At 72.8% G+C, this 26762-nt stretch carries 24 protein-coding genes; 16 read left to right on the top strand and 8 right to left on the bottom strand.

Annotated elements, in window-relative coordinates:
* Positions 1 to 5 precede the first annotated feature (5 nt).
* A complete protein-coding gene (locus QWY28_RS17805; protein ID WP_300953918.1) occupies positions 6 to 1193 on the bottom strand; it encodes an acyl-CoA dehydrogenase family protein in 1188 nt (395 codons plus the stop codon).
* Positions 1194 to 1310: 117 nt separating this feature from the next.
* On the opposite strand from QWY28_RS17805, the gene QWY28_RS17800 reads away from it, so the two are divergent.
* Genes QWY28_RS17800 through QWY28_RS17790 form a run of 3 tightly spaced genes read left to right on the top strand, consistent with a single transcriptional unit; the run spans position 1311 to position 3947 of the window.
* Positions 1311 to 2507 carry a 3-ketosteroid-9-alpha-monooxygenase, oxygenase component gene (locus QWY28_RS17800; RefSeq protein WP_300953916.1) on the top strand — a complete coding sequence of 399 codons (1197 nt, stop codon included), beginning with the start codon at positions 1311 to 1313 and terminating at the stop codon, positions 2505 to 2507.
* 1 nt (position 2508) lies between these two features.
* Complete coding sequence (locus QWY28_RS17795; protein ID WP_300953915.1) at positions 2509 to 2802, top strand: hypothetical protein; 294 nt, start codon at positions 2509 to 2511, stop codon at positions 2800 to 2802.
* A gap of 41 nt (positions 2803 to 2843) precedes the next feature.
* Positions 2844 to 3947, top strand: coding sequence for a ferredoxin--NADP reductase (locus QWY28_RS17790; RefSeq protein ID WP_300953914.1), 1104 nt, complete (start codon positions 2844 to 2846; stop codon positions 3945 to 3947).
* Between the two features lie 36 nt (positions 3948 to 3983).
* Here QWY28_RS17790 and QWY28_RS17785 read toward each other — a convergent pair whose 3' ends face one another.
* Positions 3984 to 4259, bottom strand: coding sequence for a hypothetical protein (locus QWY28_RS17785; protein WP_300953913.1), 276 nt, complete (start codon positions 4257 to 4259; stop codon positions 3984 to 3986).
* Between the two features lie 260 nt (positions 4260 to 4519).
* Between QWY28_RS17785 and QWY28_RS17780 the strand changes: the two genes are divergently transcribed.
* The gene (locus QWY28_RS17780) at positions 4520 to 6451 is read left to right on the top strand and encodes an exonuclease/endonuclease/phosphatase family protein (RefSeq protein WP_300953912.1); all 1932 of its coding nucleotides are present in this window, start codon (positions 4520 to 4522) and stop codon (positions 6449 to 6451) included.
* Between the two features lie 26 nt (positions 6452 to 6477).
* On the top strand, positions 6478 to 7005 hold the full coding sequence (locus QWY28_RS17775) for a hypothetical protein (protein ID WP_300953911.1): 528 nt from the start codon (positions 6478 to 6480) through the stop codon (positions 7003 to 7005).
* 21 nt (positions 7006 to 7026) lie between these two features.
* On the opposite strand, the gene QWY28_RS17770 is transcribed toward QWY28_RS17775, so the two are convergent.
* Both QWY28_RS17770 and QWY28_RS17765 read right to left on the bottom strand, forming a co-directional pair.
* Entirely contained in the window at positions 7027 to 7701 is a 675-nt protein-coding gene (locus QWY28_RS17770; protein WP_300953910.1) for an MBL fold metallo-hydrolase, read from the bottom strand.
* The gene (locus tag QWY28_RS17765; protein WP_300953909.1) at positions 7698 to 8426 is read right to left on the bottom strand and encodes a maleylpyruvate isomerase family mycothiol-dependent enzyme; all 729 of its coding nucleotides are present in this window, start codon (positions 8424 to 8426) and stop codon (positions 7698 to 7700) included. Before QWY28_RS17765 ends, QWY28_RS17770 begins: the two co-directional genes overlap by 4 nt.
* Positions 8427 to 8590: 164 nt before the next feature.
* Between QWY28_RS17765 and uvrA the strand changes: the two genes are divergently transcribed.
* Together uvrA and QWY28_RS17755 are read left to right on the top strand one after the other, a co-directional pair.
* Positions 8591 to 11650, top strand: coding sequence for an excinuclease ABC subunit UvrA (uvrA, locus tag QWY28_RS17760; RefSeq protein ID WP_300953908.1), 3060 nt, complete (start codon positions 8591 to 8593; stop codon positions 11648 to 11650).
* A gap of 301 nt (positions 11651 to 11951) precedes the next feature.
* Positions 11952 to 12425, top strand: a complete 474-nt coding sequence (locus QWY28_RS17755) for a Rieske (2Fe-2S) protein (RefSeq protein WP_300953971.1) — start codon at positions 11952 to 11954, stop codon at positions 12423 to 12425.
* Here QWY28_RS17755 and QWY28_RS17750 read toward each other — a convergent pair.
* Positions 12422 to 13732, bottom strand: coding sequence for a tetratricopeptide repeat protein (locus tag QWY28_RS17750; RefSeq protein ID WP_300953907.1), 1311 nt, complete (start codon positions 13730 to 13732; stop codon positions 12422 to 12424). The genes QWY28_RS17755 and QWY28_RS17750 overlap by 4 nt on opposite strands.
* 87 nt (positions 13733 to 13819) lie before the next feature.
* Between QWY28_RS17750 and uvrC the strand changes: the two genes are divergently transcribed.
* The 9 genes from uvrC (at position 13820) to QWY28_RS17705 (ending at position 22636) form a co-directional block, all read left to right on the top strand.
* Complete coding sequence (uvrC, locus tag QWY28_RS17745) at positions 13820 to 15832, top strand: excinuclease ABC subunit UvrC (protein ID WP_300953906.1); 2013 nt, start codon at positions 13820 to 13822, stop codon at positions 15830 to 15832.
* A complete protein-coding gene (rapZ, locus tag QWY28_RS17740; RefSeq protein WP_300953905.1) occupies positions 15829 to 16701 on the top strand; it encodes an RNase adapter RapZ in 873 nt (290 codons plus the stop codon). The genes uvrC and rapZ overlap by 4 nt, the downstream gene beginning before the upstream one ends.
* Entirely contained in the window at positions 16698 to 17702 is a 1005-nt protein-coding gene (locus tag QWY28_RS17735) for a gluconeogenesis factor YvcK family protein (RefSeq protein WP_300953904.1), read from the top strand. The genes rapZ and QWY28_RS17735 overlap by 4 nt, the downstream gene beginning before the upstream one ends.
* 46 nt (positions 17703 to 17748) lie before the next feature.
* Positions 17749 to 18735 carry a DNA-binding protein WhiA gene (gene whiA / locus QWY28_RS17730; protein WP_300953903.1) on the top strand — a complete coding sequence of 329 codons (987 nt, stop codon included), beginning with the start codon at positions 17749 to 17751 and terminating at the stop codon, positions 18733 to 18735.
* Positions 18736 to 18961: 226 nt separating this feature from the next.
* Entirely contained in the window at positions 18962 to 19960 is a 999-nt protein-coding gene (gene gap, locus QWY28_RS17725) for a type I glyceraldehyde-3-phosphate dehydrogenase (RefSeq protein WP_300953902.1), read from the top strand.
* Between the two features lie 2 nt (positions 19961 to 19962).
* Positions 19963 to 21192: a phosphoglycerate kinase gene (locus QWY28_RS17720; RefSeq protein WP_300953901.1), complete on the top strand. Its 1230-nt coding sequence runs from the start codon at positions 19963 to 19965 to the stop codon at positions 21190 to 21192.
* Entirely contained in the window at positions 21192 to 21986 is a 795-nt protein-coding gene (gene tpiA, locus QWY28_RS17715) for a triose-phosphate isomerase (RefSeq protein ID WP_300953899.1), read from the top strand. The genes QWY28_RS17720 and tpiA overlap by 1 nt, the downstream gene beginning before the upstream one ends.
* A gap of 29 nt (positions 21987 to 22015) precedes the next feature.
* Positions 22016 to 22252 (top strand): preprotein translocase subunit SecG, encoded by a 237-nt coding sequence (gene secG, locus QWY28_RS17710; RefSeq protein WP_171896627.1) that lies wholly within the window; start codon positions 22016 to 22018, stop codon positions 22250 to 22252.
* 24 nt (positions 22253 to 22276) lie between these two features.
* Positions 22277 to 22636 (top strand): RNA polymerase-binding protein RbpA, encoded by a 360-nt coding sequence (locus QWY28_RS17705; protein WP_300953898.1) that lies wholly within the window; start codon positions 22277 to 22279, stop codon positions 22634 to 22636.
* 569 nt (positions 22637 to 23205) lie between these two features.
* Here QWY28_RS17705 and pgl read toward each other — a convergent pair.
* From pgl to tal, 3 genes are read right to left on the bottom strand one after another with little or no spacing between them, the layout of a single operon-like run.
* Positions 23206 to 23970 (bottom strand): 6-phosphogluconolactonase, encoded by a 765-nt coding sequence (gene pgl, locus QWY28_RS17700; protein ID WP_300953897.1) that lies wholly within the window; start codon positions 23968 to 23970, stop codon positions 23206 to 23208.
* Positions 23967 to 25649, bottom strand: a complete 1683-nt coding sequence (gene pgi, locus QWY28_RS17695; RefSeq protein WP_300953896.1) for a glucose-6-phosphate isomerase — start codon at positions 25647 to 25649, stop codon at positions 23967 to 23969. The genes pgl and pgi overlap by 4 nt, the downstream gene beginning before the upstream one ends.
* Positions 25646 to 26752, bottom strand: a complete 1107-nt coding sequence (gene tal / locus QWY28_RS17690; RefSeq protein ID WP_300953895.1) for a transaldolase — start codon at positions 26750 to 26752, stop codon at positions 25646 to 25648. Before tal ends, pgi begins: the two co-directional genes overlap by 4 nt.
* Positions 26753 to 26762 lie beyond the last annotated feature (10 nt).

The following is a 26762-nucleotide window of genomic DNA, read 5'->3' as shown; positions in this document are numbered from 1 at the left end:
GTGCCCTACCTCTTCGCCGCGGGCAGCCCGAGGCCCACGTAGCCGATGATGTCGCGCTGGATCTCGTTGGTGCCGCCGCCGAAGGTCATCACCAGCGAGGAGCGGTACATCCGCTCGAGCCGGCCGGCGAGGACCGAGCCCTCGACCGAGCCGGGCAGGGCGGCGTTCGGCCCGACGACCTCCATCAGCGACCGGTAGACCTCGGTCGCCAGCTCCGAGCCGTAGATCTTGGTGGCCGAGGCCTCGGCTGGGGAGAGGTCGACGCCGTGGTCGGCGTCCGAGGCGAGCTTCCAGTTCAGCTGGGTGAGCATCTCGATGCGGGCGTGCGCCCGGCCCAGCGCGATCTGCACCCACTCGGTGTCGATGACCCGCCCGCCGGCGGCCGTCTTGGTCTCCTGGGCCCACGCGCGGACCAGGCGCAGCGACTGGGTCAGCGGGGCCGAGGAGGTCAGCGCGACCCGCTCGTGGTTGAGCTGGTTGGTCATCAGGGCCCAGCCCCCGTTGAGCTCGCCGACCAGGTTGGAGGCCGGCACGCGGACGTCCTCGTAGTACGTCGCGCTCGTGCCGACCCCGGCGACGGTGTGCACCGGCGTGTAGGAGAAGCCGGGCGCGTCGGCGGGCACGAGGATCATCGAGAGGCCCTTGTGCCGGGGCAGGTCGGGGTCGGTGCGGCACGCGAGCCAGACCCAGTCGGCGTACTGGATGAGGGAGGTCCACATCTTCTGCCCGTTGATCACCCACTCGTCGCCCTCGCGGACGGCGCGGGTGCGCAACGAGGCCAGGTCGGTGCCCGAGCCCGGCTCGGAGTAGCCGATCGAGAAGTGCAGGTCGCCGGCGAGGATCCGCGGCAGGAAGTGGTCTTTCTGCTCGGGGGTGCCGTAGCGCATGATCGTCGGCCCGACGGTGTTGAGCGTCAGGTAGGGGATGGGTACGCCGTGGTCGGCCGCGACGTCGGTGAAGATCAGCTGCTCGACCATGGAGCGGGCCTGGCCGCCGTACTCCTCGGGCCAGCCGATGCCGAGCCAGCCGTCGCGGCCCAGCCGGCGGATGACGTCCTTGTAGACCCCCGCCTCGCCGAACTCGCCCGTCGAGGCGGCCAGGCCGGCGCGCACCTCCGGGGTGACCAGGGCGGAGAAGTACTCGCGGAGCTCCTCGCGCAGCCGCAGCTCCGCCTCCGATAGGGCAAGGTGCATGGTTCGGACTCCTGCCGAGTGGGGCCAGTGGTGGAAAGACCGCTCCGAAAACTATAACCTGTTCTCGTTTTGGTCCACCGGCTCGCGGTTCGGCCATCGACGACTGGAGGGCACCTGATGAGTGACACCGGTTCCAGCACCCGCTACCTGGACCAGGGCAAGCCGCCGGAGCGCTTCGCGCGCGGCTGGCACTGCCTCGGCCTGGAGTCGGCCTTCGCCGACGGCAAGCCGCACGGCATCGAGGCGTTCGGCACCAAGCTCGTGGTCTGGCAGGACAGCCAGGGCGGCACCAACGTCCTCGACGGCTACTGCCGGCACATGGGCGGCGACCTGACCCAGGGCTCGGTCAAGGGTGACGAGGTCGCCTGCCCCTTCCACGACTGGCGCTGGGGCGGCGACGGCAAGTGCAAGCAGATCCCCTACGCCCGCCGCGTCCCGCTGCGCGCCCGCACCCAGAAGTACCCCGTCGTCATCCGCAACGGCCAGGTGCTGGTCTGGCACGACGTCGAGGGCGGCGCCCCCGACATGGACGTCCTCCCGCCGGAGCTGCCCGGCATCGGCACCGACGAGTGGACCGACTGGTTCTGGGAGGTCGTGCCGATCGAGGGCTCCAACTGCCGCGAGCTGATCGACAACGTCGTCGACATGGCCCACTTCTACTACGTGCACCTGTCGTTCCCGACCAGCTTCCGCAACGTCTTCGAGGGCACCCGCGCCACGCAGTACATGGCGTCCAAGGGCCGCCCCGACGTCAGCGGCGGGTACGGCGACGCCGAGATGTTCCTCAAGTCCGAGGCCACCTACTACGGGCCGTCGTACATGATCAACTGGCTCGAGGTGGACTACAAGGGCTTCATCACCGAGGTCGTCCTCATCAACTGCCACCTGCCCACGGGTCCGGACTCCTTCACCCTGCAGTACGGCATCGCGGTCAAGAAGCCCGAGGGCCTCGACGAGAAGACCGCGCAGTACATCGCGAAGAAGTACGCCACGATGTTCGGCGAGGGCTTCCTGCAGGACGTCCACATCTGGAAGAACAAGGTCCCGGTCCAGAACCCGCTGCTGTGCGAGGAGGACGGTCCGGTCTACCAGCTGCGCCGGTGGTACGAGCAGTTCTACGTCGACGTCGCCGACATCGCACCCGAGATGGTCGACCGGTTCGAGTTCGAGGTCGACACGACCAAGGCCAACGAGTTCTGGCAGGCCGAGGTCGCGGAGAACCTCGCGAAGAAGGCCCGTGAGGACGGCGAGGGCGCCGACGGCGTCGCCAACCCCGAGGCCGAGGGCAAGCCCCAGGTCATGACGGGCACCTGAGATGGCCTCGTTCGTCCCGCTCAGCCCCGACACCCTCGAGGACCAGCGGCTCTACACCTCCGCCCGGCTGACCGAGGTCGCCTGCCTCGACTGCCTGGCGACGGTGGGGGTGAAGAAGAACAGCGAGCACCACACCTCGATCCAGTGGAGCACCGAGGCGCGCGCGCACTGCCCGGAGCTGACCCGCCGCGCCGGGGGCCGCGAGAGCCACGCCGGCTGCCCGCGGATGCTGGCCAGCATCGAGACCGCCGTGCGGGAGGGTGCCGTGCCCGTCGGTGCCGAGGACGGATACTGACCCGGCCCCGCTCGCTCCCGACCCCCGACCAGAGAGACCCCGTGGACACCGACTCCTTCGAGCTCAAGATCCTCGACGTCGTCGAGGAGACGCCCGACGCCCGCTCCATCAGCTTCGAGGTGCCGGCCGGCGCGGAGGAGCACTTCGCCTACAAGCCCGGCCAGTTCCTGACGGTCGCGGTGCCGAGCGACCAGACCGGCGTGGCGGCCCGCTGCTACTCGCTGTGCAGCAGCCCGGTCGGCGGCGGACCGCTGACGATCACGGTCAAGCGGACCGACGGGGGATACGCCTCCAACTGGATCTGCGACCACCTCGCGCCCGGCGACTCGATGCGGGTGCTGCCCCCGAGCGGCATCTTCACCCCGGCCTCGCTGAGCGCCGACCTGCTGCTCTTCGCCGGCGGCAGCGGGATCACCCCGGTCATGTCGATCACGCGCACCGCCCTGGCGCAGGGGACCGGCCGGATCGTGCTCTTCTACGCCAACCGCGACGAGCGGTCGGTGATCTTCGCCGGCGAGCTGGCGCGGCTCGCCGCCGAGCACCCCGACCGGCTGGTCGTCGTGCACTGGCTGGAGTCGGTGCAGGGCCTGCCCAGCCACGAGCAGGTCAAGGCGTTCGCCGCCGGCTACGCGACGTACGACGCGTTCGTGTGCGGTCCCGCGCCGTTCATGAAGATGACGGTGGCCGCGCTCAAGGAGCTGGAGTTCCCGCGCGAGCGGCGCCACCAGGAGAAGTTCGTGTCCCTGGGCGGCAACCCCTTCGGCGACCTGCACGACGTCGAGGTCGCCGAGCAGGAGATCGACGCCGCGGAGCACGAGGAGGACGACGCGGCCCAGGAGCCGGCCAGCCACGGCGGCGGGCCCTCGGGGCCGGTGCGGCTCGAGGTCGAGCTCGACGGCGAGACGCACGCCTTCGACGACTGGGCGCCGGGCACCAAGATGCTCGACCACCTCGAGGCCAAGGGCGTCAAGGCGCCGTACTCCTGCCGCGAGGGGGAGTGCTCGGCCTGCGCCGTCCGGCTGCTCGAGGGCGACGTCGACATGCTGCACAACGACGTGCTGGACGACGAGGACCTCGCCGAGGGCATCCGGCTCGCGTGCCAGTCGGTCCCGGTGACCGACACCGTCCGCGCGACCTACAGCTGAGCCCGGCCGCGCCGGCCCGCTCCGTCGGCGCCGCCGTCAGACCGAGCTGAGGGAGCAGGCGTCGCAGCGCTCGAGCCACGGGCACCGGCGCAGGTCGAGCAGCGCGACGAGCCGACCGCAGGCCGTGCACTCGCCGCAGGCGCCGGCGTCCGTGCGGTCGAGCGCCTGGTGGATGCGGTCGGGGGTCCGGCGCACGCTCGCGCGGTGCGCGTCCCGGACCCGCGGCTCGTCGGGGTCGGCGGGAGGCAGGCGGCCCGGTCGGCCTGGGGTGACCCCGGCGGAGGGGTCGGGTCGGGTGGGGAGGACGGGCATCGTCGCTGCTCCTGGGTAGCCGGGAAGGGCGCAGCGGCAGGACCGGTGCGCTCGGGAGGTGTGGCGGGCCGGGTCCCGACGCGGTGCGGCTGTGCTCCGGAGGGCGTCCGCGCCGACCCGGCGTCGACCGGCCCGCGCTGCGCCTGGAGAATTACAGATCTGTAGTTGTCGCCGAAGCGTTGCGTGTGACAGATGTGGCTGGTGTGATTCCCTCGCGCCCGGCTCGTGGCGCGCCCGAACCGTCGCCCCGAGGAGTCCGCGTGGGAGCCCCGACCGTGGTCGTGCACGTCGTGCGCCGCACGCTCGCGACCGCCCTCGCTGGCGTGCTCGCCCTCGGGCTCGGCCTGGCCCTCGTCGCCACGGCAGGCACGCCGGGCGGCCGGACCGCGGAGGCGCCGACGACGGCGCTCGTGCCGGTCGCGGCGGCGGTGCCGAGCGCGACGTACCGGACCTTCACGCTCAACGTCTGCTACTGCCTGGGCCCGAAGAAGGCGATGGCCGACGTCCGACGCGTGCTGACCCTCGGCGACGCAGGCGGCCTGCAGGAGTTCTCCCAGCCCGAGGACCGCCAGAACCTGATCAAGCTGCTCACCGAGCGCGACTGGGGCTGGTACATGCCCAACGGAGCCGGGGTCACCATCCCGATCGTGTGGGACCGCCAGCGGTTCCGGATGATCGAGGGCCGCTCGGTGATGACGCACGGGCCCGAGGAGGGCGTGACGCCCGCCCGCTACATCAACACCGTCCGGCTGCGCGAGCTCGCCACCGGCAAGGTGTTCGGGATCATCAACACCCACACGATCGCGCAGGCGTCACGCGACGCCCAGCTCACGAACATGAAGCGGATCCCGCGGCTGCGCAAGCACCTGCGGATGCTGCGCAACGAGATCCGGCGGCTGTCGCAGTCGACCGAGCACGTCTTCGCGACCGGCGACCTCAACGTCAACTACCTCGCCGACCGCCGGCGACGGCTGGCCGGCCTGCCCACCGACGCCCTCGGCGGCCTGGTCAGCTTCGACATGCCGCTGACGGGGTCGCGCGGCCCCGGCTCGTTGCTCGACTACGCGATGACGCTGCGCCAGGGCAGCGGCTACAGCCGGGCCGGCGGCACCGTGGTCCGCGGCTTCAACTCCGACCACGACGCCGTCGTGCTGAGCTACCGGACCATCGACCTGTTCGCCACCGGCGCGCTGCACAACCGCCCGGTCGGCGGGACCGGCGCCGACCGGAAGCGGATCGGCGACCGCCAGGCGCGCGCGGTGATGAACGCCGAGCCCGGCGACCTGGTCCGGCTCGCGGCCGGGCGCCTCGACGAGCCGGCCCTGGCCGACGCGCTGCTCGCGGCGGCCGCCGAGGGCGTCTCGGTGCAGGTCGTGCTCGGCGACGGGCGCGGCACGGACGTCGAGCGCCGCCTCGCGGGCGCCCTCGGCAGCGACCGCGCCGTCGCCTCCTGGGTCGTCCGGTGCCAGGCCAGCTGCCTGGGCGGCGCGGGCCGCACCGAGGCCAGCGTGCTGCTCGTCAGCCGCGCCGGCGGCACCACCGACCTGACGATGGTCGGCGGCGGCCAGCCGCTGAAGGCCGCCCGCAACCGCTGGTCCAGCACCTACGTCTCCTCCGACGCCGCGCTGTACGCCGGGTACGGCCGGATCTTCGACCGGCTCGCCGCCGACACCACCGACGCCACGCGCACGCGCGTCCTCAGCTGGGGTCGCTACACCGCGCAGCTCTACCCCGTGCCGGACGTGCCGCGGCGCGACCCGGTGCTGCGCGGGCTGGCCGCGGTCGGCTGCCGGAACGCCGAGGGCCTGCGCACCGCCGACGGCCGCACGAACGTCCGCGTCGCCGTCCGCTCCTGGGCCGGTGACCGCGGCAAGCGGATCGCCGAGCGGCTGGTCGCCCTGCGGGAGCGCGGCTGCGACGTCGCCGCCGTGCTCGGCCCGCAGGTGCTCGCCGGCGTGCGCCGCACGCTCCACCGGGCGGACGTGCCGACCCGCGCCGCGGACGTCGGCGGCAACCTGCTCGTGATCGACGGGCGCTACGGCAAGCGCGCCGGCGTCCAGAAGGCCTGGGTCGGCGGGCCGGCCTGGTCCGACGGCGCGCTCGCGGCCGACGGCGTCAGCCTGGTCGTGAGCGAGCGGGAGACCGTGCGGCAGTACCTCGACGGCTTCAGCCGCGCCTGGGCCCAGGGCTGAGCCCCCGCGCAGGTGGCGTGCCCGGCGTGAGGAGGCGGACGGCGGGCAGCCTCGTCGGCGCGGTCGGGGGCGTCGTGTTCGTCCTGGTCAACGCCGGCGGCCTGCCCGGCGCCGGGGCGCTGCACGCGGCCGCGGCGGTCCTCCTCGTCGCGACGGTCGCGGCGGGCCTGCGGTCGACCGGCGACGTGCCGCCGCCGTCGCGCGCGGCGGTGCGGACCTACGGCTGGTGCGTGGGGCTCATGGTGCTCGCCATCGTGCTCGGGGCGCGGCTGCTGGCGCTGGTCGACCGGCCCGACCTCACGCTCCCGTGGGTCGTCGGCGTCGTCGGCGTGCACTTCTGGCCGTTCGCCCGTGCTTTCGCCGCCCCGCTCTTCACCGGCCTCGCCGGCGCGCTGGTGGTCGTCGCACTGGCCGGTGCGGCCGCGGTCTCGGCGGACCTCGCGCACGCCGCCCCCGCGACCGGCGTCGCGGCAGGCTTCGTCCTCCTCGCCGCGGCGCTCGCGGGAGAGGTCACCGCCCACCGCGGCACGGCACCGGCCGACGATCCGGTCTGACGCCCGCGCGAGGGGCGTCGGTCACCAGCCCCGCTCGGCCCACTCCGGCAGGTGCGGGCGCTCCGCGCCGAGGGTCGAGTCGCCACCGTGGCCGGGGTAGAACCATGTCTCGTCGGGGAGCCGGTCGAAGACCTTGGTCGACACCTCGTCGAGGAGCTGGCGGAAGGCGTCCGCGTCGCCGAAGGTGTTGCCGACGCCACCGGGGAACAGCGAGTCGCCGGTCCACAGGTGGGGGTGGCCCTCGGGGTCGTCGTACAGCAGCGCGACCGAGCCGGGGGTGTGCCCGGCCAGGGCGATCACCTCGAGCGAGCAGCGGCCGACGGTGACGGTGTCGCCGTGCCGCAGCGGGCGGGTGACGTCGACGCCGGTCTGCTCGGTGACGGCGGCGGCGTCGGGCTCGCCGGCCAGCACGGCCGCCCCGGTGGCCGCGACCACGTCGGCGAGGGCGCGGTGGTGGTCCCAGTGCTGGTGGGTGGTCACCACGGTCGCCAGCCCGGTGTCGCCGACCAGCGGCAGCAGCGTGCCCGGCTCGGCGGCGGCGTCGACGAGGAGCTGCTCGCCGGTCTCCCGGCAGGTCAGCAGGTAGCAGTTGTTCGACATCTGCTCGTCGACCGCCACCTTCGCGATCCGCAGGGCGGGCAGCTCGCGCACGTCCGCAGGCCCTCCGGGCCGTACGTCGCCGGTGTAGTCGTTCACAGCTCCTCGATCCTCGGCAGCACGCCGTCCTCGCTCGTCGGCCGGGCCGCGCCGGGCAGCGGCTCGCGGCCGCTCAACCACCACCCCAGCTCCGCGACCGTCCCGCGCACGGTGGTGGTCGCGCCGGGTGCGGTCTCCCAGGTGCGGTCCAGGTCGGTCGCGTGCACGCGCAGCGGCCGCTCGGCCGGTCCGCGGCCGACCATCGCGTCCACGAGCGCCACCGCGAACTCCGCGGGCCAGTCGGCGGGGACCACGTCGCGCCCGAGGTCGACGTGGTGCACCTCGACCTCGCGCAGGCGCATCGCCGGCACGTCGACCAGCGGGCGCGGCCGCTGACCCGGCGTACGGTCGAAGGTCCCGGCCCAGCCGTCCTCCGGGACCGCCGCGAGGGCGTCGGCGAACGCGGTCGTCGAGGCCAGCAGCCGGTCGCGCTGCTCGGCCGGCGTGGCCGCGGCGAGCTCCTCGATGTCGGCGTCGCGCTGCTCCTGGGAGGGGTACATCGCGGTCGGCACGCCGCGGACGGCCCCTTCGAGGACCCCTGCCAGCGCCTCGGCGTTCAGCGAGACGTGCGCGACGAGGTGCGCCCGGGACCAGCCCGGCAGCAGGCTGGGAGCGCGCCAGTCGTCGTCGGAGAGGGCATCGACGGTGCGCACGAACCGCGCGCTGGCGTCGGCGAGGGGTGACGCGTCCCTCGTCGAGTCGGGGAAGGGCTCGGGGTCCGGCATGGTTGTCATCCAAGCCGGTCACCGGCCCGGTCGCCACTGTCGGCGGCGTGTGGCAACGTCGCCGGTGGCCCGCGCTCCGTCCGCCGCACCCCGGCAGGGAGGGCCCGGCCGGTACGATGGACGAACGCGTGTTCGAACGCCAGCATCCGACTCGAGGGACAAACGTGGCTGACCAGCTCATCATCCGGGGCGCCCGGGAGCACAACCTGAAGGACGTCTCGCTGGACCTCCCGCGCGACTCGCTCATCGTGTTCACCGGCCTCTCGGGCTCCGGCAAGTCCTCGCTGGCCTTCGACACGATCTTCGCCGAGGGCCAGCGCCGCTACGTCGAGTCGCTCTCGGCCTACGCCCGGCAGTTCCTCGGCCAGATGGACAAGCCCGACGTCGACTTCATCGAGGGCCTCTCGCCGGCGGTCTCGATCGACCAGAAGTCGACCTCGAAGAACCCGCGGTCGACGGTCGGCACGATCACCGAGGTCTACGACTACCTCCGCCTGCTCTACGCCCGCGCGGGCCGCCCGCACTGCCCGACCTGCGGTGCGCCGATCGAGCGGCAGACGCCCCAGCAGATCGTCGACCGCGTCCTCGCGCTGGAGGAGGGCCGGCGGTTCCAGGTCCTGGCCCCGGTCATCCGCGCCCGCAAGGGCGAGTACGTCGAGCTGTTCCGCCAGCTGCAGACCCAGGGCTTCTCCCGGGCGCGGGTCGACGGTGAGACGCACGCGCTCGACGACGTACCGAAGCTGGACAAGCAGAAGAAGCACACCATCGAGGTGGTCGTCGACCGGCTCGCGGTCAAGGAGTCCTCCAAGCGGCGGCTGACCGACTCGGTCGAGACCGCGCTGAACCTCTCCGGCGGGCTGGTGCTGCTGGACTTCGTCGACCTCGACGCGAAGGACCCCGGCCGCGAGCTGCGGTTCAGCGAGAAGATGTCGTGCCCCAACGACCACCCGATCGACGTCGACGAGCTCGAGCCGCGGTCGTTCTCCTTCAACTCCCCGTTCGGCGCCTGCCCGAAGTGCCACGGCATCGGTACCCGGATGGAGGTCGACCCCGAGCTGGTCGTCCCCGACACCACCGCGACCCTCGGCGAGGGCGCGATCCAGCCGTGGAGCCAGGCGCACGTCGCCGACTACTTCCTGCGGCTGATGGGTGCGCTGGGCAAGGAGCTCGGCTTCGACCTCAACACGCCGTGGCAGGACCTCTCGAGCAAGGCGCAGAGGTCGCTCCTCGACGGCCACTCCACCAAGGTCCACGTCGTCACCCGCAACCGGTACGGCCGCGAGCGCGCCTACTACGCCGAGTTCGAGGGCGTGCGCACCTACGTCGAGCGCCGCCACCGCGAGGCGGAGTCCGACACCAGCCGCGAGCGCTTCGAGGGCTTCATGCGGGAGGTCCCGTGCCCCGCCTGTGGCGGCAGCCGGCTCAAGCCGGTGTCGATGGCGGTGACGCTCGGGTCCAAGGACGGCGGCGGCATGAACATCGCCGAGGTCTGCGCGCTGCCGATCAACGAGACGGCCGAGTTCCTCCGCGGCCTCGAGCTCAGCACCCGTGAGCGGCAGATCGCCGAGCAGGTGCTCAAGGAGATCCAGGAGCGGCTGCGCTTCCTGCTCGACGTCGGCCTCGACTACCTCTCGCTGGACCGGCCGTCGGGCTCGCTGTCCGGCGGCGAGGCGCAGCGCATCCGGCTCGCGACGCAGATCGGCGCCGGTCTCGTCGGCGTGCTCTACGTCCTCGACGAGCCGTCGATCGGGCTGCACCAGCGGGACAACCAGCGGCTCATCGAGACCCTGATCCGGCTCAAGGAGCTCGGCAACACCCTCATCGTCGTCGAGCACGACGAGGACACGATCAAGGTGGCCGACTGGGTCGTCGACATCGGCCCGGGCGCCGGCGAGCACGGCGGCCAGGTCGTCCACACCGGCACGGTGCAGGAGCTCTACGACCACCCGGACTCGATGACCGGCCAGTACCTCTCCGGCCGCCGCGAGATCCCCGTCCCGGCGGTACGCCGCCCGCGGACCGTGGGCCGCGAGCTGACCGTGGTCGGCGCGCGCGAGCACAACCTGCGCGACGTCGACGTGACGTTCCCCCTCGGGCTGTTCGTCGCGGTCACCGGCGTCTCCGGCTCCGGCAAGTCGACGCTGGTCAACGACATCCTCTACACGTCGCTGGCCAAGCACCTCTACCGCGCGCGGACGGTCCCGGGCCGGCACCGCAAGATCACCGGCCTCGAGCACGTGGACAAGGTGATCCACGTCGACCAGTCGCCGATCGGCCGGACCCCGCGGTCCAACCCGGCGACGTACACCGGTGTCTTCGACCACGTGCGCAAGCTCTTCGCGCAGACGCCCGAGGCGAAGATGCGCGGCTACCTGCAGGGGCGGTTCTCGTTCAACGTCAAGGGCGGGCGCTGCGAGGCGTGCGCCGGCGACGGCACGATCAAGATCGAGATGAACTTCCTGCCGGACGTCTACGTCCCGTGCGAGGTCTGCCACGGCGCCCGCTACAACCGCGAGACGCTCGAGGTGCACTACAAGGGCAAGACCATCGCCGAGGTCCTCGACATGCCGATCGAGGAGGCCGTGGAGTTCTTCGCCGCCGTCCCGGCGATCGCGCGGCACCTCAAGACGCTGGTCGAGGTCGGCCTGGGGTACGTCCGGCTGGGACAGCCCGCGACGACGCTGTCCGGTGGTGAGGCGCAGCGGGTCAAGCTGGCCGCCGAGCTGCAGAAGCGGTCGGCCGGCCGCACCCTCTACGTGCTGGACGAGCCGACGACCGGCCTGCACTTCGAGGACATCCGCAAGCTGCTGCTGGTGCTCGGCCGGCTGGTCGACCAGGGCAACAGCGTCCTGGTCATCGAGCACAACCTCGACGTGATCAAGACCGCCGACTGGATCGTCGACATGGGGCCCGAGGGCGGCTCGCGCGGCGGCACGGTCGTCGCCGAGGGCACGCCGGAGCAGGTCGCGGCCGTGGCGGAGAGCCACACCGGCCGTTACCTCGCGCCGCTGCTGGAGGGCAAGGAGGCCGAGCAGCCGAAGGGCAGGGCGCCGGCCTCGTCCGCCCCGCTCAGCCGGGGGGAGGCGGCCGCCAAGGCCAAGGCCGACGCCGCCGCCTCGCGCGCCGCCGCCAAGAAGGCCGCCACCGCGGCCAAGAAGGCGGCTGCGAAGAAGTCGGCCGCGAAGCCGGCGAGGAAGACGGCCGCGAAGAAGGCCTCCGCCTAGGTCCCGCCTGGTCTGTCCGATCCGGCCGGCGCGCGGGTCGTGTGCCCGGGGGCGCGATCGACCGCGGTCTCGGGCACGCGACTTTTTGGGTGTGGCCGATGCGGGGTGGTCCGGCACGCCTGCGCCTTTCTGGGCGCTGCGGGCGCGTACGTGACGGACTGCCCAGCCGCCGCGCGAGGCAGGGGGCGGGGACCGTTTCTCAGCGACTCCACAGCAACGGGCCGTGCTGCACACGGGCTGCGCTGGTTAGTGTCATGTTCAACAAGCCGCCTGCTCGGAAGGACGACCCACCGTGACCGAGATGCTCCCGCTCGACCAGCTCACCCGCCGCCGCGCGCTCACCGGAGCGGCGGGGGTCGGCATCGCCCTGCCCGTGCTCGCCGCCTGCGGTGGTGACGAGGGCTCGACGGCGTCCGACCCGGCGACCCAGGGCTCCTCGTCCGGCTCGTCCGGCTCGTCCGGCAACGGGTCGAGCGCGGGGAGCGGCGCGACCGGGCTCGCGGCCACGGGCGACATCGAGGTCGGTGGGGGCGCGATCTACCCGGACGAGGAGGTCGTGATCACCCAGCCCAGCGAGGGGGAGTTCAAGGCGTTCTCGATCGTCTGCACCCACCAGGGCTGCGCGGTCTCGGAGGTGTCCGGTGACGGGATCGTGTGCCCCTGCCACAACAGCGTCTTCTCCATCGCCGACGGCTCGCCGCAGAGCGGGCCCGCGACCGCGCCCCTCGAGGAGCGGTCGATCACCGTCACGGGCGACCAGATCACGCTGGTCTAGCCAGCCGCCCAGGTGACCGGCGCCGCGGGCCGCGGCGCGGCCGCGGCCCGCCAGCGGCGGTCGCGCTCGGCCGGCCGCCGGTCCAGCCGGCGGTCGAGGAGCGCCCGCGCCTCGTCGTACCTCCCGGCGCGCAGGAGGGCCGCGATCCGGGTCTCCTCGACCACCTCGCGCTGCGCGTCGGACCCGCCCAGCCGCCAGGTGCAGCCCTCGAGCGCGGCCAGCGCGTCGGCGGCGGCGGAGCAGCGCCCGGCGTGCATGAGGCCGAGCGCGCGAGCGAGCGGCGCGACGACCTCACGGTGCGTGGGGTGGTCGTGCCGCGAGGAGCGCTCGGCCAGGCGCCGGAGCCCGTCGCCGTCGCCGGCGGCGAGGAGGACGACGGCGGCGTGCAGCGCCACGAACGGCGTGGCGGGCTCCTCGAGCGTGCGCCGCCCGACGACCTCCACCACCGGACCGAGGGCGGGCACGGCGTCGGCGCCCGGCGTGAGCGCCCACCGGTACAGCAGCGACCCGGTGTCGACGAGCGCGCGGCAGCCGAGCGCCGGCCCGGGGCGCAGCTGCGCGAGGTAGCGGGTGCGCACGGCGTCGAGGTCGCCGAGGGAGAGCTCGTGGAGCGCGGCGTGCCACACGAAGTGGCTGCGCCCGTCGTTGTCGCGGCCGTCCCCGGCCAGCCAGGCGTCCATCCAGGCGAGCCCGCCGTCGTGGTCGCCGGTCTCGTAGTGCGCGTGGGCCCGCGCGTGCGCGGCGTGGCCGGCCGAGGGCTCGAGGGCGAGCGCCCGGCAGGAGAGCTCCATCGCCTCGTCGTAGCGGTGCTGCTCCTGGCGCACGAAGGCCAGCAGCCCGGTCGCCCACCAGTCCTCGCCGTACGCCGGCGCAGCCTGCTCGACGATGCGCCACGCGTCTGCGGGCACCTCGCTGACCCCGGCGAACGCGATCGTCGGCACGGCGGTCGCGAGCAGCAGGGCGTCGGTGGGCCACTGCTCGAGGTGCCGGACGAGCGGCCGGCTGTCGCCGGCGACGTGGCGCAGCACCGCGTGGACGTGGCTGCGCTCGCGGTCGGTGGCGCGCCCCGCGTGGAGGCATGCGTCGCGCAGCCGGGCGGGCAGGTCGACCTCGACGCACTGCTCGTGGCCGAGCAGGGCCAGAGCGGCGTGGGCCAGGGCGAACGTCGGGTCGTGGACGAGCGCCTCCGCGACCGCTTCGGGCGCGCCCGGCTGCAGGCGCAGCACCCGGCCCACGCCGCGGGCGTAGGCCCGCGCCGCTGCGGGGGAGGTGGTGAGCACGTGCCCATGGCTGTCGCGGACCGGCATGAAAGCAGAGTAAGCGAGTCGAGTAAGTGGGCGCAGGCCGGACGCGCCGGTCGCGGCGCTGTCGGTCCCGGAACGTAGGGTTGTGGGGTGCCTGCCGCTCCATCCCGACGTTCCGCCCGCGGGCCGTTGTCCTACCGTCCCGAGCCCGGGTCGATCCCGACCCAGCCGGGCGTCTACCGGTTCCGTGACTCGCGCGGACGGGTCATCTACGTCGGCAAGGCCAAGAACCTCCGGGCCCGCCTGTCGTCGTACTTCCAGGACATCGGGAACCTCCACCAGCGCACCGCGACCATGGTCACCACGGCCGCGAGCGTCGAGTGGACGGTGGTCAACACCGAGGTCGAGGCGCTGCAGCTCGAGTACTCCTGGATCAAGGAGTTCGACCCGCGCTTCAACGTCAAGTACCGCGACGACAAGTCCTACCCGTGGCTCGCGGTGACCGTGGGCGAGGAGTTCCCGCGCGTCATGGTCGGGCGCGGGGCCAAGCGCAAGGGCACGCGCTACTTCGGTCCCTACAGCCACGCCTGGGCCATCCGGGAGACCGTCGACGTGCTCCTGCGCGTCTTCCCGATGCGCTCGTGCAGCAACGGCGTCTTCAAGCGCTCGGCCCAGATCGGCCGGCCCTGCCTGCTGGGCTACATCGACAAGTGCTCGGCGCCGTGCGTCGGCAACGTCAGCGCCGAGGAGCACCGCGCGATCGTCGACGACTTCTGCGACTTCATGGGCGGCCAGACCCGGCCGTTCATGCGGCGCATCGAGAAGGAGATGTACGCCGCCTCCGACGCGATGGACTTCGAGAAGGCCGCCCGCCTGCGCGACGACCTCGGCGCCATGCAGCGGGCGCTGGAGAAGCAGGCCGTCGTGCTCGGCGACGGGGCCGACGCGGACGTGGTCGCGCTGGCGGAGGACCCGCTCGAGGTCGCGGTGCAGATCTTCTACGTCCGCGGCGGCCGGATCCGTGGCCAGCGGGGCTGGGTGGCCGACCGGGTCGACGAGGGGGACACCCCCGAGCTGGTGTCGGACTTCCTGCTCCAGCTGTACGCCGGGGACCCGGAGTCGGTGCCCCGCGAGATCCTCGTGCCAGCCCTCCCGCCGGACGTCGCGATCTTCGAGGAGCTGCTGACCGACCTCCGGGGCGCGAAGGTCGCCATCCGCGTCCCGCAGCGCGGCGACAAGAAGACGCTCCAGGAGACCGTGGCCCGCAACGCCGCCCAGGCGCTGGCGCTGCACAAGACCAAGCGCGCCAGCGACCTCACCACCCGCAACCGCGCGCTCGAGGAGATCCAGGAGGCCCTCAAGCTCGAGGAGGTGCCGCTGCGCATCGAGTGCTACGACGTCTCCAACCTCCAGGGCACCGAGGTGGTGGCCTCGATGGTCGTCTTCGAGGACGGCCTGGCGCGCAAGGGTGAGTACCGCCGCTTCGTCATCCGCGGCGTCGAGGGGCAGAACGACGTCGCCTCGATGCACGAGGTGATCACCCGGCGGTTCCGGCGGCTGCTCGACGAGCAGGCCCGCTCCGAGCTCCGACCCGGTGACGAGACGAGCGGCCCGATGCTGGTCGACCCCGAGACCGGTCGGCCGCGGAAGTTCGCCTACGCACCCGGCCTGGTCGTCGTGGACGGCGGTCCGCCGCAGGTCGCCGCGGCGCAGCGGGCCCTCGACGAGCTCGGCATCGACGACGTACCGGTGTGCGGGCTGGCCAAGCGCCTCGAGGAGGTCTGGCTCCCCGGCCAGGAGGACCCGGTGATCCTCGCCCGCTCCTCCGAGGGGCTCTACCTGCTGCAGCGGATCCGCGACGAGGCGCACCGCTTCGCGATCAACCACCACCGCTCGCGGCGCTCGAAGTCGATGGTGGAGAGCGTCCTCGACGACGTCCCCGGCCTCGGCGAGGTGCGCCGCAAGACGCTCATGAAGCACTTCGGGTCGCTCAAGAAGCTCCGCGAGGCGACGGTCGAGGAGATCGCGACGGTGCCGGGGATCGGCCAGCGGACGGCCACCTCGATCAAGGACGCCGTCGCGGCGTCGTCCGGCAAGCGCGCCGCGGGGCCCACAATGAGCATCAACACCGCGACCGGGGAGATCATCGAGGAGGACGGGTGAGCGAGCAGACGCCACCGGGGGAGCTCGTCGTCGTCACCGGCATGACCGGTGCCGGCCGGAGCACCGCGGCCAAGGAGCTGGAGGACCTCGGGTTCTACGTCGTCGACAACCTGCCGCCCAGCCTGCTGCGCGAGGTCGTCCGGCTCGTCGACGAGAGCGCCGGCCCGGGGCAGCCGATCGCCGTGGTGGTCGACGTGCGCTCCGGGTCCTTCTTCCAGACCCTCCAGGCCAACCTCGCCCAGGGGGCGACCGGCCGCAACGCCACGCTGCTGTTCCTCGACGCCACCGACGAGGTGCTCGTCCGCCGGCAGGAGGCGGTGCGCCGGCCGCACCCGCTCCAGGGCACCGGCCGCCTGCTCGACGGCCTCCAGCGCGAACGCAAGGTCCTCGCCGACCTGCGCAGCGGGGCGGACCTGGTGATCGACACCAGCGCGCTCAACGTCCACCAGCTCACCCGCGCCATCGCGGGCGCGTTCGGCAAGGCCGACAAGGTGCGTCTGAGCGTCAACGTGATCAGCTTCGGGTTCAAGTACGGCATCCCGATCGACGCCGACTTCGTCGCCGACATGCGCTTCCTGCCCAACCCGCACTGGATCCCCGAGCTCCGGCCAGGCACCGGCCGCGACCCGGAGGTCTCGGACTACGTCATGACCCGGGAGGGCGCCGAGGAGTTCCTCGACGGCTACGTCCCGGTGCTCGCCGGGGTGGCCGAGGGCTACCTGCGGGAGGGCAAGCGGTTCATGCGGGTCGCCATCGGCTGCACGGGCGGCAAGCACCGCAGCGTCGCGATGACCGAGGAGATCACCCGCCGCCTGTGCGAGGTGGGGTACGACGCGCGGCCGGTCCACCGTGACCTGGGGCGCGAGTGAGCACGCCGGTCGACGTGCCGGTCGACCCGGCCGCGGCCGACCGCGCCCAGGCGGTCGTCGCCCTCGGCGGCGGGCACGGCCTGCACGCGTCGCTGAGTGCGCTCCGCCGCCTCGTCGACGACCTGACCGTCGACGAGCTGACCGCCATCGTGACCGTCGCGGACAACGGCGGCTCGTCCGGCCGGCTCCGCGGCGAGTTCGGGGTGCTGCCGCCGGGCGACCTGCGGATGGCGCTGGCCGCGCTCTGCGGCGACGACCAGTGGGGCGACACCTGGGCGCGGGTCCTGCAGCACCGGTTCGCCGGCAACGGGGAGATGCGCGGCCACGTCGTCGGCAACCTGCTCATCGTCGGGCTCTGGGAGCTGCTGGGCGACCACGTCGACGCGCTCGACTGGGTCGGCCGGCTGCTGGGCGCGAAGGGTCGCGTGCTCCCCATGGCGCTCACCCCCATGGACATCACCGCCGAGGTCCGCGGGCTCCGCGCCGACGACCCCGACGCGCTGACCACCGTCCGCGGGCAGGTCGAGGTCGCGACCACCGACGGGGTGATCGACTCGATCAACCTGGACCCGGCCGACCCGCAGGCCTGCCCCGAGGCGGTCGCGGCCGTCGAGGCGGCCGACTGGGTGCTGCTCGGCCCCGGGTCCTGGTTCAGCTCGGTCATCCCGCACCTCATGGTCCCCGCGCTGCGCGACGCGCTCGTGCGCACGAGCGCCCGGGTGGTCGTCAACCTCAACCTCGCCGAGCAGGCGGGGGAGACCGGCGGGTTCGGCCCGGCCGACCACCTCGCGGTGCTGGCCGAGCACGCGCCGGAGCTGGTCGTGCACACCGTGCTGGCCGACCGGGAGAGCGTCGGCGACGGCCTCGACGAGCTCGCGCACGTCGTCGCGGCCTACGGCGCGAAGCTGGTCGTCGACGACGTGGCGGTCGGCGACGGCACACCCCGGCACGACCCGGAGAAGCTCGCCGCGGCGTACGAGCGGATCATCGCCGCCGGCTGACCGGTTGCCGCCTGAGGTCGTTGACCCGCGTGGGAGGATGCGCGTCATGGCGATGACGGCACAGGTGAAGGCTGAGCTGGCGAGCACCCAGATCACGAAGACCTGCTGTCGCAAGGCGGAGGTGGCCTCGATGCTGCGCTTCGCCGGCGGCCTGCACATCGTGAGCGGACGCATCGTCGTCGAGGCCGAGCTCGACACCGGAGCGGCCGCGCGGCGGCTGCGCAAGGACATCGCCGAGGTCTACGGCCACCAGTCCGACGTCGTGATGGTCCAGGGCAACGGCATCCGCAAGGGCAGCCGGTACCTCGTGCGGATCGTGCGCGACGGGGAGTCCCTCGCCCGCCAGACCGGGCTGCTCGACCAGCGCGGGCGCCCCGTCCGCGGGCTCCCGCCGGCCGTGGTCTCCGGCGGCGGCTGCGACGCGGTCGCCGCATGGCGCGGTGCCTTCCTGGCGCACGGCTCGCTCACCGAGCCCGGCCGGTCCTCCTCCCTCGAGGTGACCTGCCCCGGACCCGAGGCGGCGCTGGCGCTGGTGGGGGTGGCCCGCCGGCTCGGCATCCAGGCCAAGGCCCGCGAGGTGCGCGGGGTCGACCGCGTGGTCATCCGCGACGGCGACGCGATCGGGCAGCTGCTGACCCGCCTGGGCGCCCACGAGTCGCTCATGGCGTGGGAGGAGCGCCGGATGCGGCGCGAGGTCCGCGCCACCGCCAACCGGCTCGCGAACTTCGACGACGCGAACCTGCGGCGCTCGGCCCGCGCGGCCGTCGCCGCCGGCGCCCGCGTCGAGCGGGCCATGGAGATCCTCGGCGACGAGGTCCCCGACCACCTCAAGATGGCCGGCGCGCTGCGCCTGGAGCACAAGCAGGCCTCGCTCGAGGAGCTGGGTCAGCTGCACGAGCCGGTGCTGACCAAGGACGCCATCGCCGGCCGCATCCGCCGCCTGCTGGCGATGGCCGACAAGCGCGCCGAGGAGCTCGGCATCCCCGACACCGAGTCCTCGCTGACGCCGGACATGCTCGCCGAGGAGGTCTGACCGCCGAGTCGGGACCGGACCGGCACAGCTCCCGACTCGCGAGGCCCAGCTCCCGACTCGCGCGGCGCGGCTCCCGACTCGCGCGGCCCAGCTCCCGACTCGCGCGGCGCAGCTGCCGACTCGGCCGAGCGGGGCGTCGTACGGCGGACGCGGCGGTCCCGGCCGGGCCGCGCTTCGGTAGGGTCCGTCACACCGCACACCCGATGGAGAAACAGGAGCAACCGCAGTGACTGTTCGCGTAGGCATCAACGGGTTCGGCCGGATCGGCCGCAACTTCTTCCGCGCCGTCCGGGCGTCCGACCTCGACATCGAGATCGTCGCCGTCAACGACCTGACCGACAACACGTCGCTCGCCCCGCTGCTGAAGTTCGACTCGATCCTGGGCCGCCTCGACGCCGACGTGACGGCCACCGCGGACGAGATCCGCGTCGGCGACCAGGTCATCAAGACCTTCGCCGAGCGCGACCCCGCGAACCTGCGCTGGGGCGACCTGGGCGTCGACGTCGTCGTCGAGTCCACCGGCTTCTTCACCGACGGCACCAAGGCCCGCGCGCACGTCGACGCCGGGGGAGCGAAGAAGGTCATCATCTCGGCGCCGGCCTCCAACGAGGACGTCACCGTCGTCATGGGCGTCAACCACCAGACGTACGACGCCGCCGCGCACACCGTCATCTCGAACGCCTCCTGCACCACCAACTGCCTCGCGCCGATGGCGAAGGCGCTGCACGAGGGCCTCGGCATCACCAAGGGCCTGATGACGACGATCCACGCCTACACCGCGGACCAGAACCTGCAGGACAACATCCACAAGGACCCGCGCCGTGCCCGCGCCGCCGCGCTCAACATGGTCCCGACCTCGACCGGTGCCGCGAAGGCCATCGGCCTCGTGCTGCCCGAGCTCAAGGGCAAGCTCGACGGGTACGCCATGCGCGTCCCCACCCCGACCGGCTCGGCCACCGACCTCACCTTCGAGGCCTCGCGCGAGACCTCGGTCGAGGAGGTCAACGAGATCGTCAAGGCCGCCGCGGACGGCAAGTTCCTCAAGTACTCCACCGACCCGCTGGTCTCCACCGACATCGTCACCGACCCGGCCTCCTGCATCTTCGACGCCCCGCTGACCAAGGTCATCGGCAACCAGGTCAAGGTGCTCGGCTGGTACGACAACGAGTGGGGCTACTCCAACCGCCTCGCGGACCTCATCTCCTACGTCGGCGAGACCCTCTGACCGTGGCGCACTTCACCACCCTCGCCGAGCTGGTCGAGCAGGGGGTCGCGGGCAAGCGCGTGCTCGTCCGCTCGGACCTCAACGTCCCCCTCGACGGCAGCACCATCACCGACGACGGCCGCATCCGGGCGAGCGTCCCGACCATCCGCACGCTGGCCGAGGCCGGTGCGCGGGTGGTCGTGACCGCCCACCTCGGCCGTCCGAAGGGCGCGCCGGACCCGGCGTACTCCCTGCGCCCGGTGGCGGCCCGCCTCGGCGAGCTGCTCGGGAGCGAGGTGCTCTTCGCCGGCGACACGGTCGGCGAGGCGGCCCACGAGACCGTCCACTCGCTCGAGGACGGCCAGGTGGTCGTGCTGGAGAACGTCCGCTTCAACGCGGGGGAGACCAGCAAGGACGACGCGGAGCGGGGTGCGTTCGCCGACCGGCTCGCCGGTCTCGCGGACGTGTTCGTCTCCGACGGCTTCGGCGTCGTGCACCGCAAGCAGGCTTCGGTGTACGACGTGGCGCAGCGGCTGCCGCACGCCCTCGGTGGGCTCGTGCAGGCCGAGGTCGACGTCCTCCGGCGACTGACCGTCGAGCCGGAGCGGCCCTACGTGGTCGTGCTCGGCGGGTCGAAGGTCTCCGACAAGCTCGGCGTGATCGACAACCTGCTCGGCAAGGCCGACAAGCTCCTCGTCGGCGGCGGGATGGTCTTCACCTTCCTCAAGGCCCAGGGCCACGAGGTGGGCAAGAGCCTTCTCGAGGAGGACCAGGTCGAGGTGTGCCGGGAGTACCTCCAGCGCGCCGTCGACAGCGGCGTCGAGCTGCTGCTGCCGACCGACGTGGTGGTGGACACGGCGTTCCCGTCGGGCGACCGCACGCCGGAGCCGCAGGTCGTCGCGGCCTCGGAGATCCCCGCCGACGCCCTCGGCCTCGACATCGGCCCGGAGTCGGCCCGTGCCTTCGCCGGCGCCCTGGTCGGTGCCCGGACGGTCTTCTGGAACGGCCCCATGGGCGTCTTCGAGGTCGACGCGTTCGCGGACGGCACCCGCGCGGTCGCCCAGGCGCTGACCGAGGTCACCGCCGACGGCGGCCTCTCGGTCGTTGGTGGCGGCGACTCCGCCGCCGCGGTGCGGACCCTCGGCTTCGAGGAGTCCGCCTTCGGTCACATCTCCACCGGTGGTGGCGCCAGCCTCGAGTACCTCGAGGGCAAGGTGCTGCCCGGCATCCAGGTCCTGGAGGACGACGAGTGATGGCAACGACGCGCACCCCGCTCATGGCGGGCAACTGGAAGATGAACCTCAACCACCAGGAAGCGGTGGTGCTGGTCCAGAAGCTCGCGTGGACGCTGTCGGACAAGCGCCACGCCCCGGCCAAGGCCGAGGTCGTCGTGGTGCCGCCGTTCACCGACCTGCGCTCCGTGCAGACGCTCGTCGACGGCGACCGCCTGTCGGTGAAGTACGGCGCGCAGGACGTCTCGACCCACGACTCCGGGGCCTACACCGGTGAGATCTCGGCGGGGATGCTCGCCAAGCTCGGGTGCTCCTACGTCGTGGTCGGCCACTCGGAGCGGCGTGAGTACCACGCCGAGACCGACGAGGTCGTCAACGCGAAGGCGCACCGGGCGCTCGCCGCCGGGATGACCCCGATCGTGTGCGTCGGCGAGGGCCTCGAGGTCCGCCAGGCCGGCGGCCACGTCGACCACTGCGTCGGCCAGGTCACCGGCTCCCTGGCCGGCTTCACCGCCGAGCAGGTCGCCGGGCTGGTCGTCGCCTACGAGCCCGTGTGGGCGATCGGCACCGGCGAGGTCGCCACGCCCGACGATGCGCAGGAGGTGTGCGCCGCGGTCCGGTCCTGCATCCGCGAGGCCCACGGCGACGCGGCCGCCGACGGCGTGCGCGTGCTCTACGGCGGCTCGGTCAAGGCGGCCAACGTCGCCGGCATCATGGCGCAGCCCGACGTGGACGGCTGCCTCGTGGGCGGCGCGAGCCTCAAGGCCGAGGAGTTCGCAGGGATCTGCCGCTACTACGACATGCCGGTCCTGTGACCGGCAGTCGTTGACGTAGGATCCCAGCCGTGGAACTCCTCTTCACCGTCATCCTCATGCTCACGAGCGCCCTGATGATCCTCCTCGTGCTGCTGCACAAGGGTCGCGGCGGCGGTCTGTCCGACATGTTCGGTGGTGGCGTCTCCAGCTCGCTGGGCGGCTCGTCGGTCGCCGAGCGGAACCTCGACCGGCTCACGGTCGGCATCGGCGTCATCTGGTTCGCGACCGTCATCGCCCTGGGCCTCCTGCTGGCCTACCAGGGCTAGAAGCTCCGGAAAGGGAGTACGCACGTGGCTGGTGGAGGAAACGCGATTCGCGGGAGTCGGGTCGGCGCTGGCCCGATGGGCGAGGCGGAGCGCGGCGAGGCCGCGCCGCGCCAGGCGATCACCTACTTCTGCTCCAACACGCACCGCTCGGTGGTGACGTTCTCCGTCGAGGCGACGGTCCCCGAGTCGTGGGACTGCCCGAAGTGCGGCCTGCCGGCCAGCGTCGACTCGGAGAACCCCCCGCCGGCGCCGAAGATCGAGCCGTACAAGACGCACCTGGCCTACGTGAAGGAGCGGCGCTCCGACAAGGAGGCGGCCGACATCCTCGACGAGGCGCTGCAGCTGCTGCGCTCGCGGCGGAAGTCCGGCGACCTCATCTTCTGAGGGGTCCGTCCCGCAGGTCGAGCAGGGAGGCGCGCTGGGTGGGTATCTCACCGGGTTTCAACACGCTCGCTGGCGCTCGCTGCTCAACCAGCGAGGCGTGCCGCTGGTCGAGCAGGGAGGCGCGCCAGCGCCGAGCGTCGTCGAGACCCGGTGAGGTGCTCGCGGTGGGTGGGTGTCCCGCCGGGTTTCGACACGCTCGCTGGCGCTCGCTGCTCAACCAGCGGTCCGTTCCGCTGGTCGAGCAGGGAGGCGCGCCAGCGCCGAGCGTCCTCGAGGCCCGGTGAGGTGCCCGCGGTGGGTGGGTATCTCACCGGGTTTCGACACGCTCGCTGGCGCTCGCTGCTCAACCAGCGGTGCATGCCAGGCCCGGGCGTCCCGTTGTTCGCTGGCGCTCGCTGCTCAACCCGCGGTGCGTGTCGCTGGTCGAGCAGGGAGGCGCGCCAGCGCCGAGCGTCGTCGAGACCCGGTGAGGTGCTCGCGGTGGGTGGGTGTCTCACCGGGTTTCGACACGCTCGCTGGCGCTCGCTGCTCAACCAGCGGTCCGTTCCGCTGGTCGACCAGCGGTGGGGCTAGAGGCGCGAGGCGGAGGCGCGGTCGAGGAACCAGATGGTCTCCTCGCCGCCGCTGACACCCGCGGCGGGGACGTCGTGCACGTCGGCGACGTCCTCGCCGGCACCCGTGCGGCCGGCGAGCGCGCGGGCGACGGCCTCGGCCTTGCCCTCGCCGCTGACGAGGAACCACAGCGCCCGGTTGGCGTTGAGCGCCTCGAAGGTCAGGCTCACCCGCTCCGGCGGGGGCTTGGGGGAGTCGTGCACCGCGACCGTGGTGGTCCCGCGGACGTCGAGGGCCGGGTGACCGGGGAAGAGCGAGGCGACGTGGGCGTCCGGCCCGAGCCCGAGCATGACCACCTCGAGCTCGGAGGCGCCGTGGGTCCGCAGCGTCTCGGCGTACGCCGCCGCGGCCTCCTCGACGCTGGCGCAGTCGGCCGTCGTGGGCACCTCGTGGACGTTCTCGTCGGGCACCCCGACGACCGAGAGGAACGCCTCCCGGGCCTGGCCGGCGTTCCGATCAGGCGACCCCGGCTCGACGTAGCGCTCGTCGCCCCACCACACGACGACCCGGGTCCAGTCGACCTCGGAGCCGGGCGCGAGCCGCGCGATCTCGCGGTGGACGACCTCCGCGATGGTGCCGCCGGTCAGGGCGATCTGCGGGACCCTCCCGGCGGCCTGGGCGTCGGCGAGCCGGGTGAGCAGCTCGCCGGCCACGGCGGTGGCGAGCGCGCGGTCGTCCTCGTGGACCTCGATGCGCGGGCTGGCGTGCGGAGGAGTGGTCATCGGCGCCGGTGCTCCCGGTAGTAGGCGATCAGGGCGCGGGTGGAGGGGTCCTGCCCGGCCAGGGCGTCGGCGTCGCCGGCGATCGCCGGGCCCACCTGCTGCGCGAGCTGCTTGCCGAGCTCCACGCCCCACTGGTCGAAGCTGTCGATCCCCCAGACCACGCCCTGGACGAAGGTGATGTGCTCGTAGAGCGCCACGAGCTGGCCCAGCACGGCCGGGGTCAGGTCGGGCGCCATGATCGAGGCGGTCGGGCGGTTGCCGGGGAAGACCCGGGCCGGCACGACGGACTCCTCGGTGCCCTCGGCGCGGACCTCCTCGGCCGTCTTCCCGAACGCCAGGGCGCGGGTCTGGGCGAGGAAGTTGGCGAGGAACAGCTCGTGGACGTCGTCCTCGCCGTCGGCGAGCGGGTACGCCGGATTCGCGAACGCGATGAAGTCCGCCGGCACGAGCCGGGTGCCCTGGTGGATGAGCTGGTAGAACGCGTGCTGCCCGTTGGTGCCGGGCTCGCCCCAGAAGACCTCGCCGGTCTCGGTGGTGACGGGGGTGCCGTCCCACCGCACGCTCTTGCCGTTGGACTCCATCGTCAGCTGCTGGAGGTACGCCGGGAAGCGGTGCAGCAGCTGGGAGTAGGGGAGGACCGCGTGGGTCTGGGCGCCGAGGAGGTCGCCGTACCAGACGTTCAGCAGGCCCATCAGCACCGGGACGTTGCCCGCGGGCTCGGCGGTGCGGAAGTGCTCGTCCATCGCGTGGAAGCCGGCGAGCATCTCGGCGAAGCGCTCGGGGCCGATCGCGATCGCGAGCGAGGTGCCGATCGCGGAGTCCAGGGAGTACCGACCGCCGACCCAGTCCCAGAACCCGAAGGCGTTCTCGGGGTCGATGCCGAAGTCGGCCACCTTGTCCAGCGCGGTCGAGACGGCGACGAAGTGCTGGGCGACCGCGGCACGCTCGTCGAGGTCGCCGTCGACCCGCTCGCGCAGGCCGTCGAGCAGCCACTGCCGGCAGAGCCGGGCGTTGGTGAGCGTCTCGAGGGTGCCGAAGGTCTTGCTGGAGACGATGAACAACGTCGTCGCCGGGTCGAGACCGGCGAGCGTCGTCGCGGCGTCGGTGGGGTCGATGTTGCTGAGGAACCGGCACTCCAGCCCCTCCTGGCGGTACGCCGCCAGGGCCTCGTAGGCCATGACCGGCCCGAGGTCGGACCCGCCGATCCCGATATTGACCACGGTGCGGACCCGTTCGCCGGTCACGCCCGTCCAGGAGCCGCTGCGGACCCGCTCGGCGAAGGCGTAGACCCGGTCGAGGACCTCGTGGACGTCGGGCAGGACGTCGTGCCCGTCGACGTTCGGTCGCTGCTCGGGCGGGGCGTCGCGGGGGAGCCGCAGGGCGGTGTGGAGGACAGCGCGGTCCTCGCTGACGTTGATCCGCTCCCCGCGGAACATCGCCTCCCGCCGCGCCGCCAGACCGACCTCCTCGGCCAGGTCCAGCAGCGCGGCCAGGACGTCGTCGTCGGCGAGCGACTTCGACAGGTCGACCAGCAGGTCGCCGGCGGTGTGCGTCCACCGCTCGACGCGGCCCGGGTCCTGCTCGAACCAGCCGCGCAGGTCGGGCGCGAAGCCCTCTGCGAGCGCGGTGAGCCGGGCCCAGGCCGTCGTCGAGGTCGGGTCCACCGGCGCAGCGGTCACGCGCCGACCTTCTCCATCTGGCCCCGGACGGTCTCGACGAGCTCGGTCCAGGACTTCTTGAACTTCTCGACACCCTCCTGCTCGAGGACGAGCAGGACGTCGTCGAAGTCGACGCCGACCTCGGTCAGCCGCTCCAGGATCGCGCGGCCCTCACCGCCCTTGCCGGTCACGACGTCTCCGCGGACCTCGCCGTGGTCGGCGAAGGCCTCGAGGGTCTTCTCCGGCATCGTGTTGACGGTGTCGGCGACGACCAGGCCGGCGACGTACATCGTGTCGTCGTAGTCCGGGTTCTTCACGCCGGTCGAGGCCCACAGCGGTCGCTGCATGTTCGCCCCGGCGTCGGCGAGCGCCCGCCAACGGTCGGACGCGACGACCTCGGCGAAGGCGTCGTACGCCACCAGAGCGTTGGCGATCGCCGCCTTGCCCCGCAGGGCCAGGGCGATCTCGCTGCCGACCGCCTCGAGCCGCTTGTCGACCTCGGAGTCGACGCGCGAGACGAAGAACGACGCCACCGACCGGATGGTCGACAGGTCGAGGCCGGCGTCGCGCGCCTGCTCGAGGCCGGTGAGGTAGGCGTCCATGACGGCGCGGTAGCGCTCCTCGCTGAAGATCAGCGTGACGTTCACGCTGATCCCCTCCGCGATCGCCGTGGTGATCGCCGGCAGCCCCTCGAGGGTCGCCGGGATCTTGATCAGGGCGTTCGGCCGGTCGACGGCCTGCCACAGCGCCCGCGCCGAGGCGATGGTGCCCTCGGTGTCGTTGGCGAGGTCGGGCTCGACCTCGATCGAGACCCGGCCGTCGTCGGCGGTGCGCTCGGCCACGGGGGCCAGCACGTCGCAGGCGTTGCGGACGTCCTCGGTGGTCAGCTCGAAGATCACCTCGTCGACCGGGCGGCCGTCGGCGACCAGCTTCCGCACCTGCTCGTCGTACCGCTCGCCGTCCGCGATGGCGGAGGCGAAGATGGTCGGGTTGGTGGTCACGCCGACGACGGAGCGGGTGGAGACGAGATCGGCGAGGTTGCCGGTCTCGATCCGCTCCCGCGAGAGGTCGTCGAGCCAGATCGAGACGCCGGCGTCAGCCAGGGCCTGCAAACGATCACTCACTGGTGGTCCC

Source organism: Nocardioides oceani, assembly GCF_030412965.1.
Lineage (GTDB): Bacteria > Actinomycetota > Actinomycetes > Propionibacteriales > Nocardioidaceae > Nocardioides > Nocardioides oceani.
The sequence above is the reverse complement of the archived record's forward strand: the minus strand, read 5'-3'. Positions and strand labels throughout refer to the sequence as shown.

Coding starts and splice junctions, on each gene's coding strand:
- QWY28_RS17805 (WP_300953918.1), bottom strand. CDS start 1,193: ATGCACCTTGCCCTATCGGAGGCGGAGCTGCGGCTGCGCGAGGAGCTC.
- QWY28_RS17800 (WP_300953916.1), top strand. CDS start 1,311: ATGAGTGACACCGGTTCCAGCACCCGCTACCTGGACCAGGGCAAGCCG.
- QWY28_RS17795 (WP_300953915.1), top strand. CDS start 2,509: ATGGCCTCGTTCGTCCCGCTCAGCCCCGACACCCTCGAGGACCAGCGG.
- QWY28_RS17785 (WP_300953913.1), bottom strand. CDS start 4,259: ATGCCCGTCCTCCCCACCCGACCCGACCCCTCCGCCGGGGTCACCCCA.
- QWY28_RS17765 (WP_300953909.1), bottom strand. CDS start 8,426: ATGCCGGACCCCGAGCCCTTCCCCGACTCGACGAGGGACGCGTCACCC.
- QWY28_RS17755 (WP_300953971.1), top strand. CDS start 11,952: ATGCTCCCGCTCGACCAGCTCACCCGCCGCCGCGCGCTCACCGGAGCG.
- QWY28_RS17750 (WP_300953907.1), bottom strand. CDS start 13,732: ATGCCGGTCCGCGACAGCCATGGGCACGTGCTCACCACCTCCCCCGCA.
- whiA (WP_300953903.1), top strand. CDS start 17,749: ATGGCGATGACGGCACAGGTGAAGGCTGAGCTGGCGAGCACCCAGATC.
- tpiA (WP_300953899.1), top strand. CDS start 21,192: ATGGCAACGACGCGCACCCCGCTCATGGCGGGCAACTGGAAGATGAAC.
- pgl (WP_300953897.1), bottom strand. CDS start 23,970: ATGACCACTCCTCCGCACGCCAGCCCGCGCATCGAGGTCCACGAGGAC.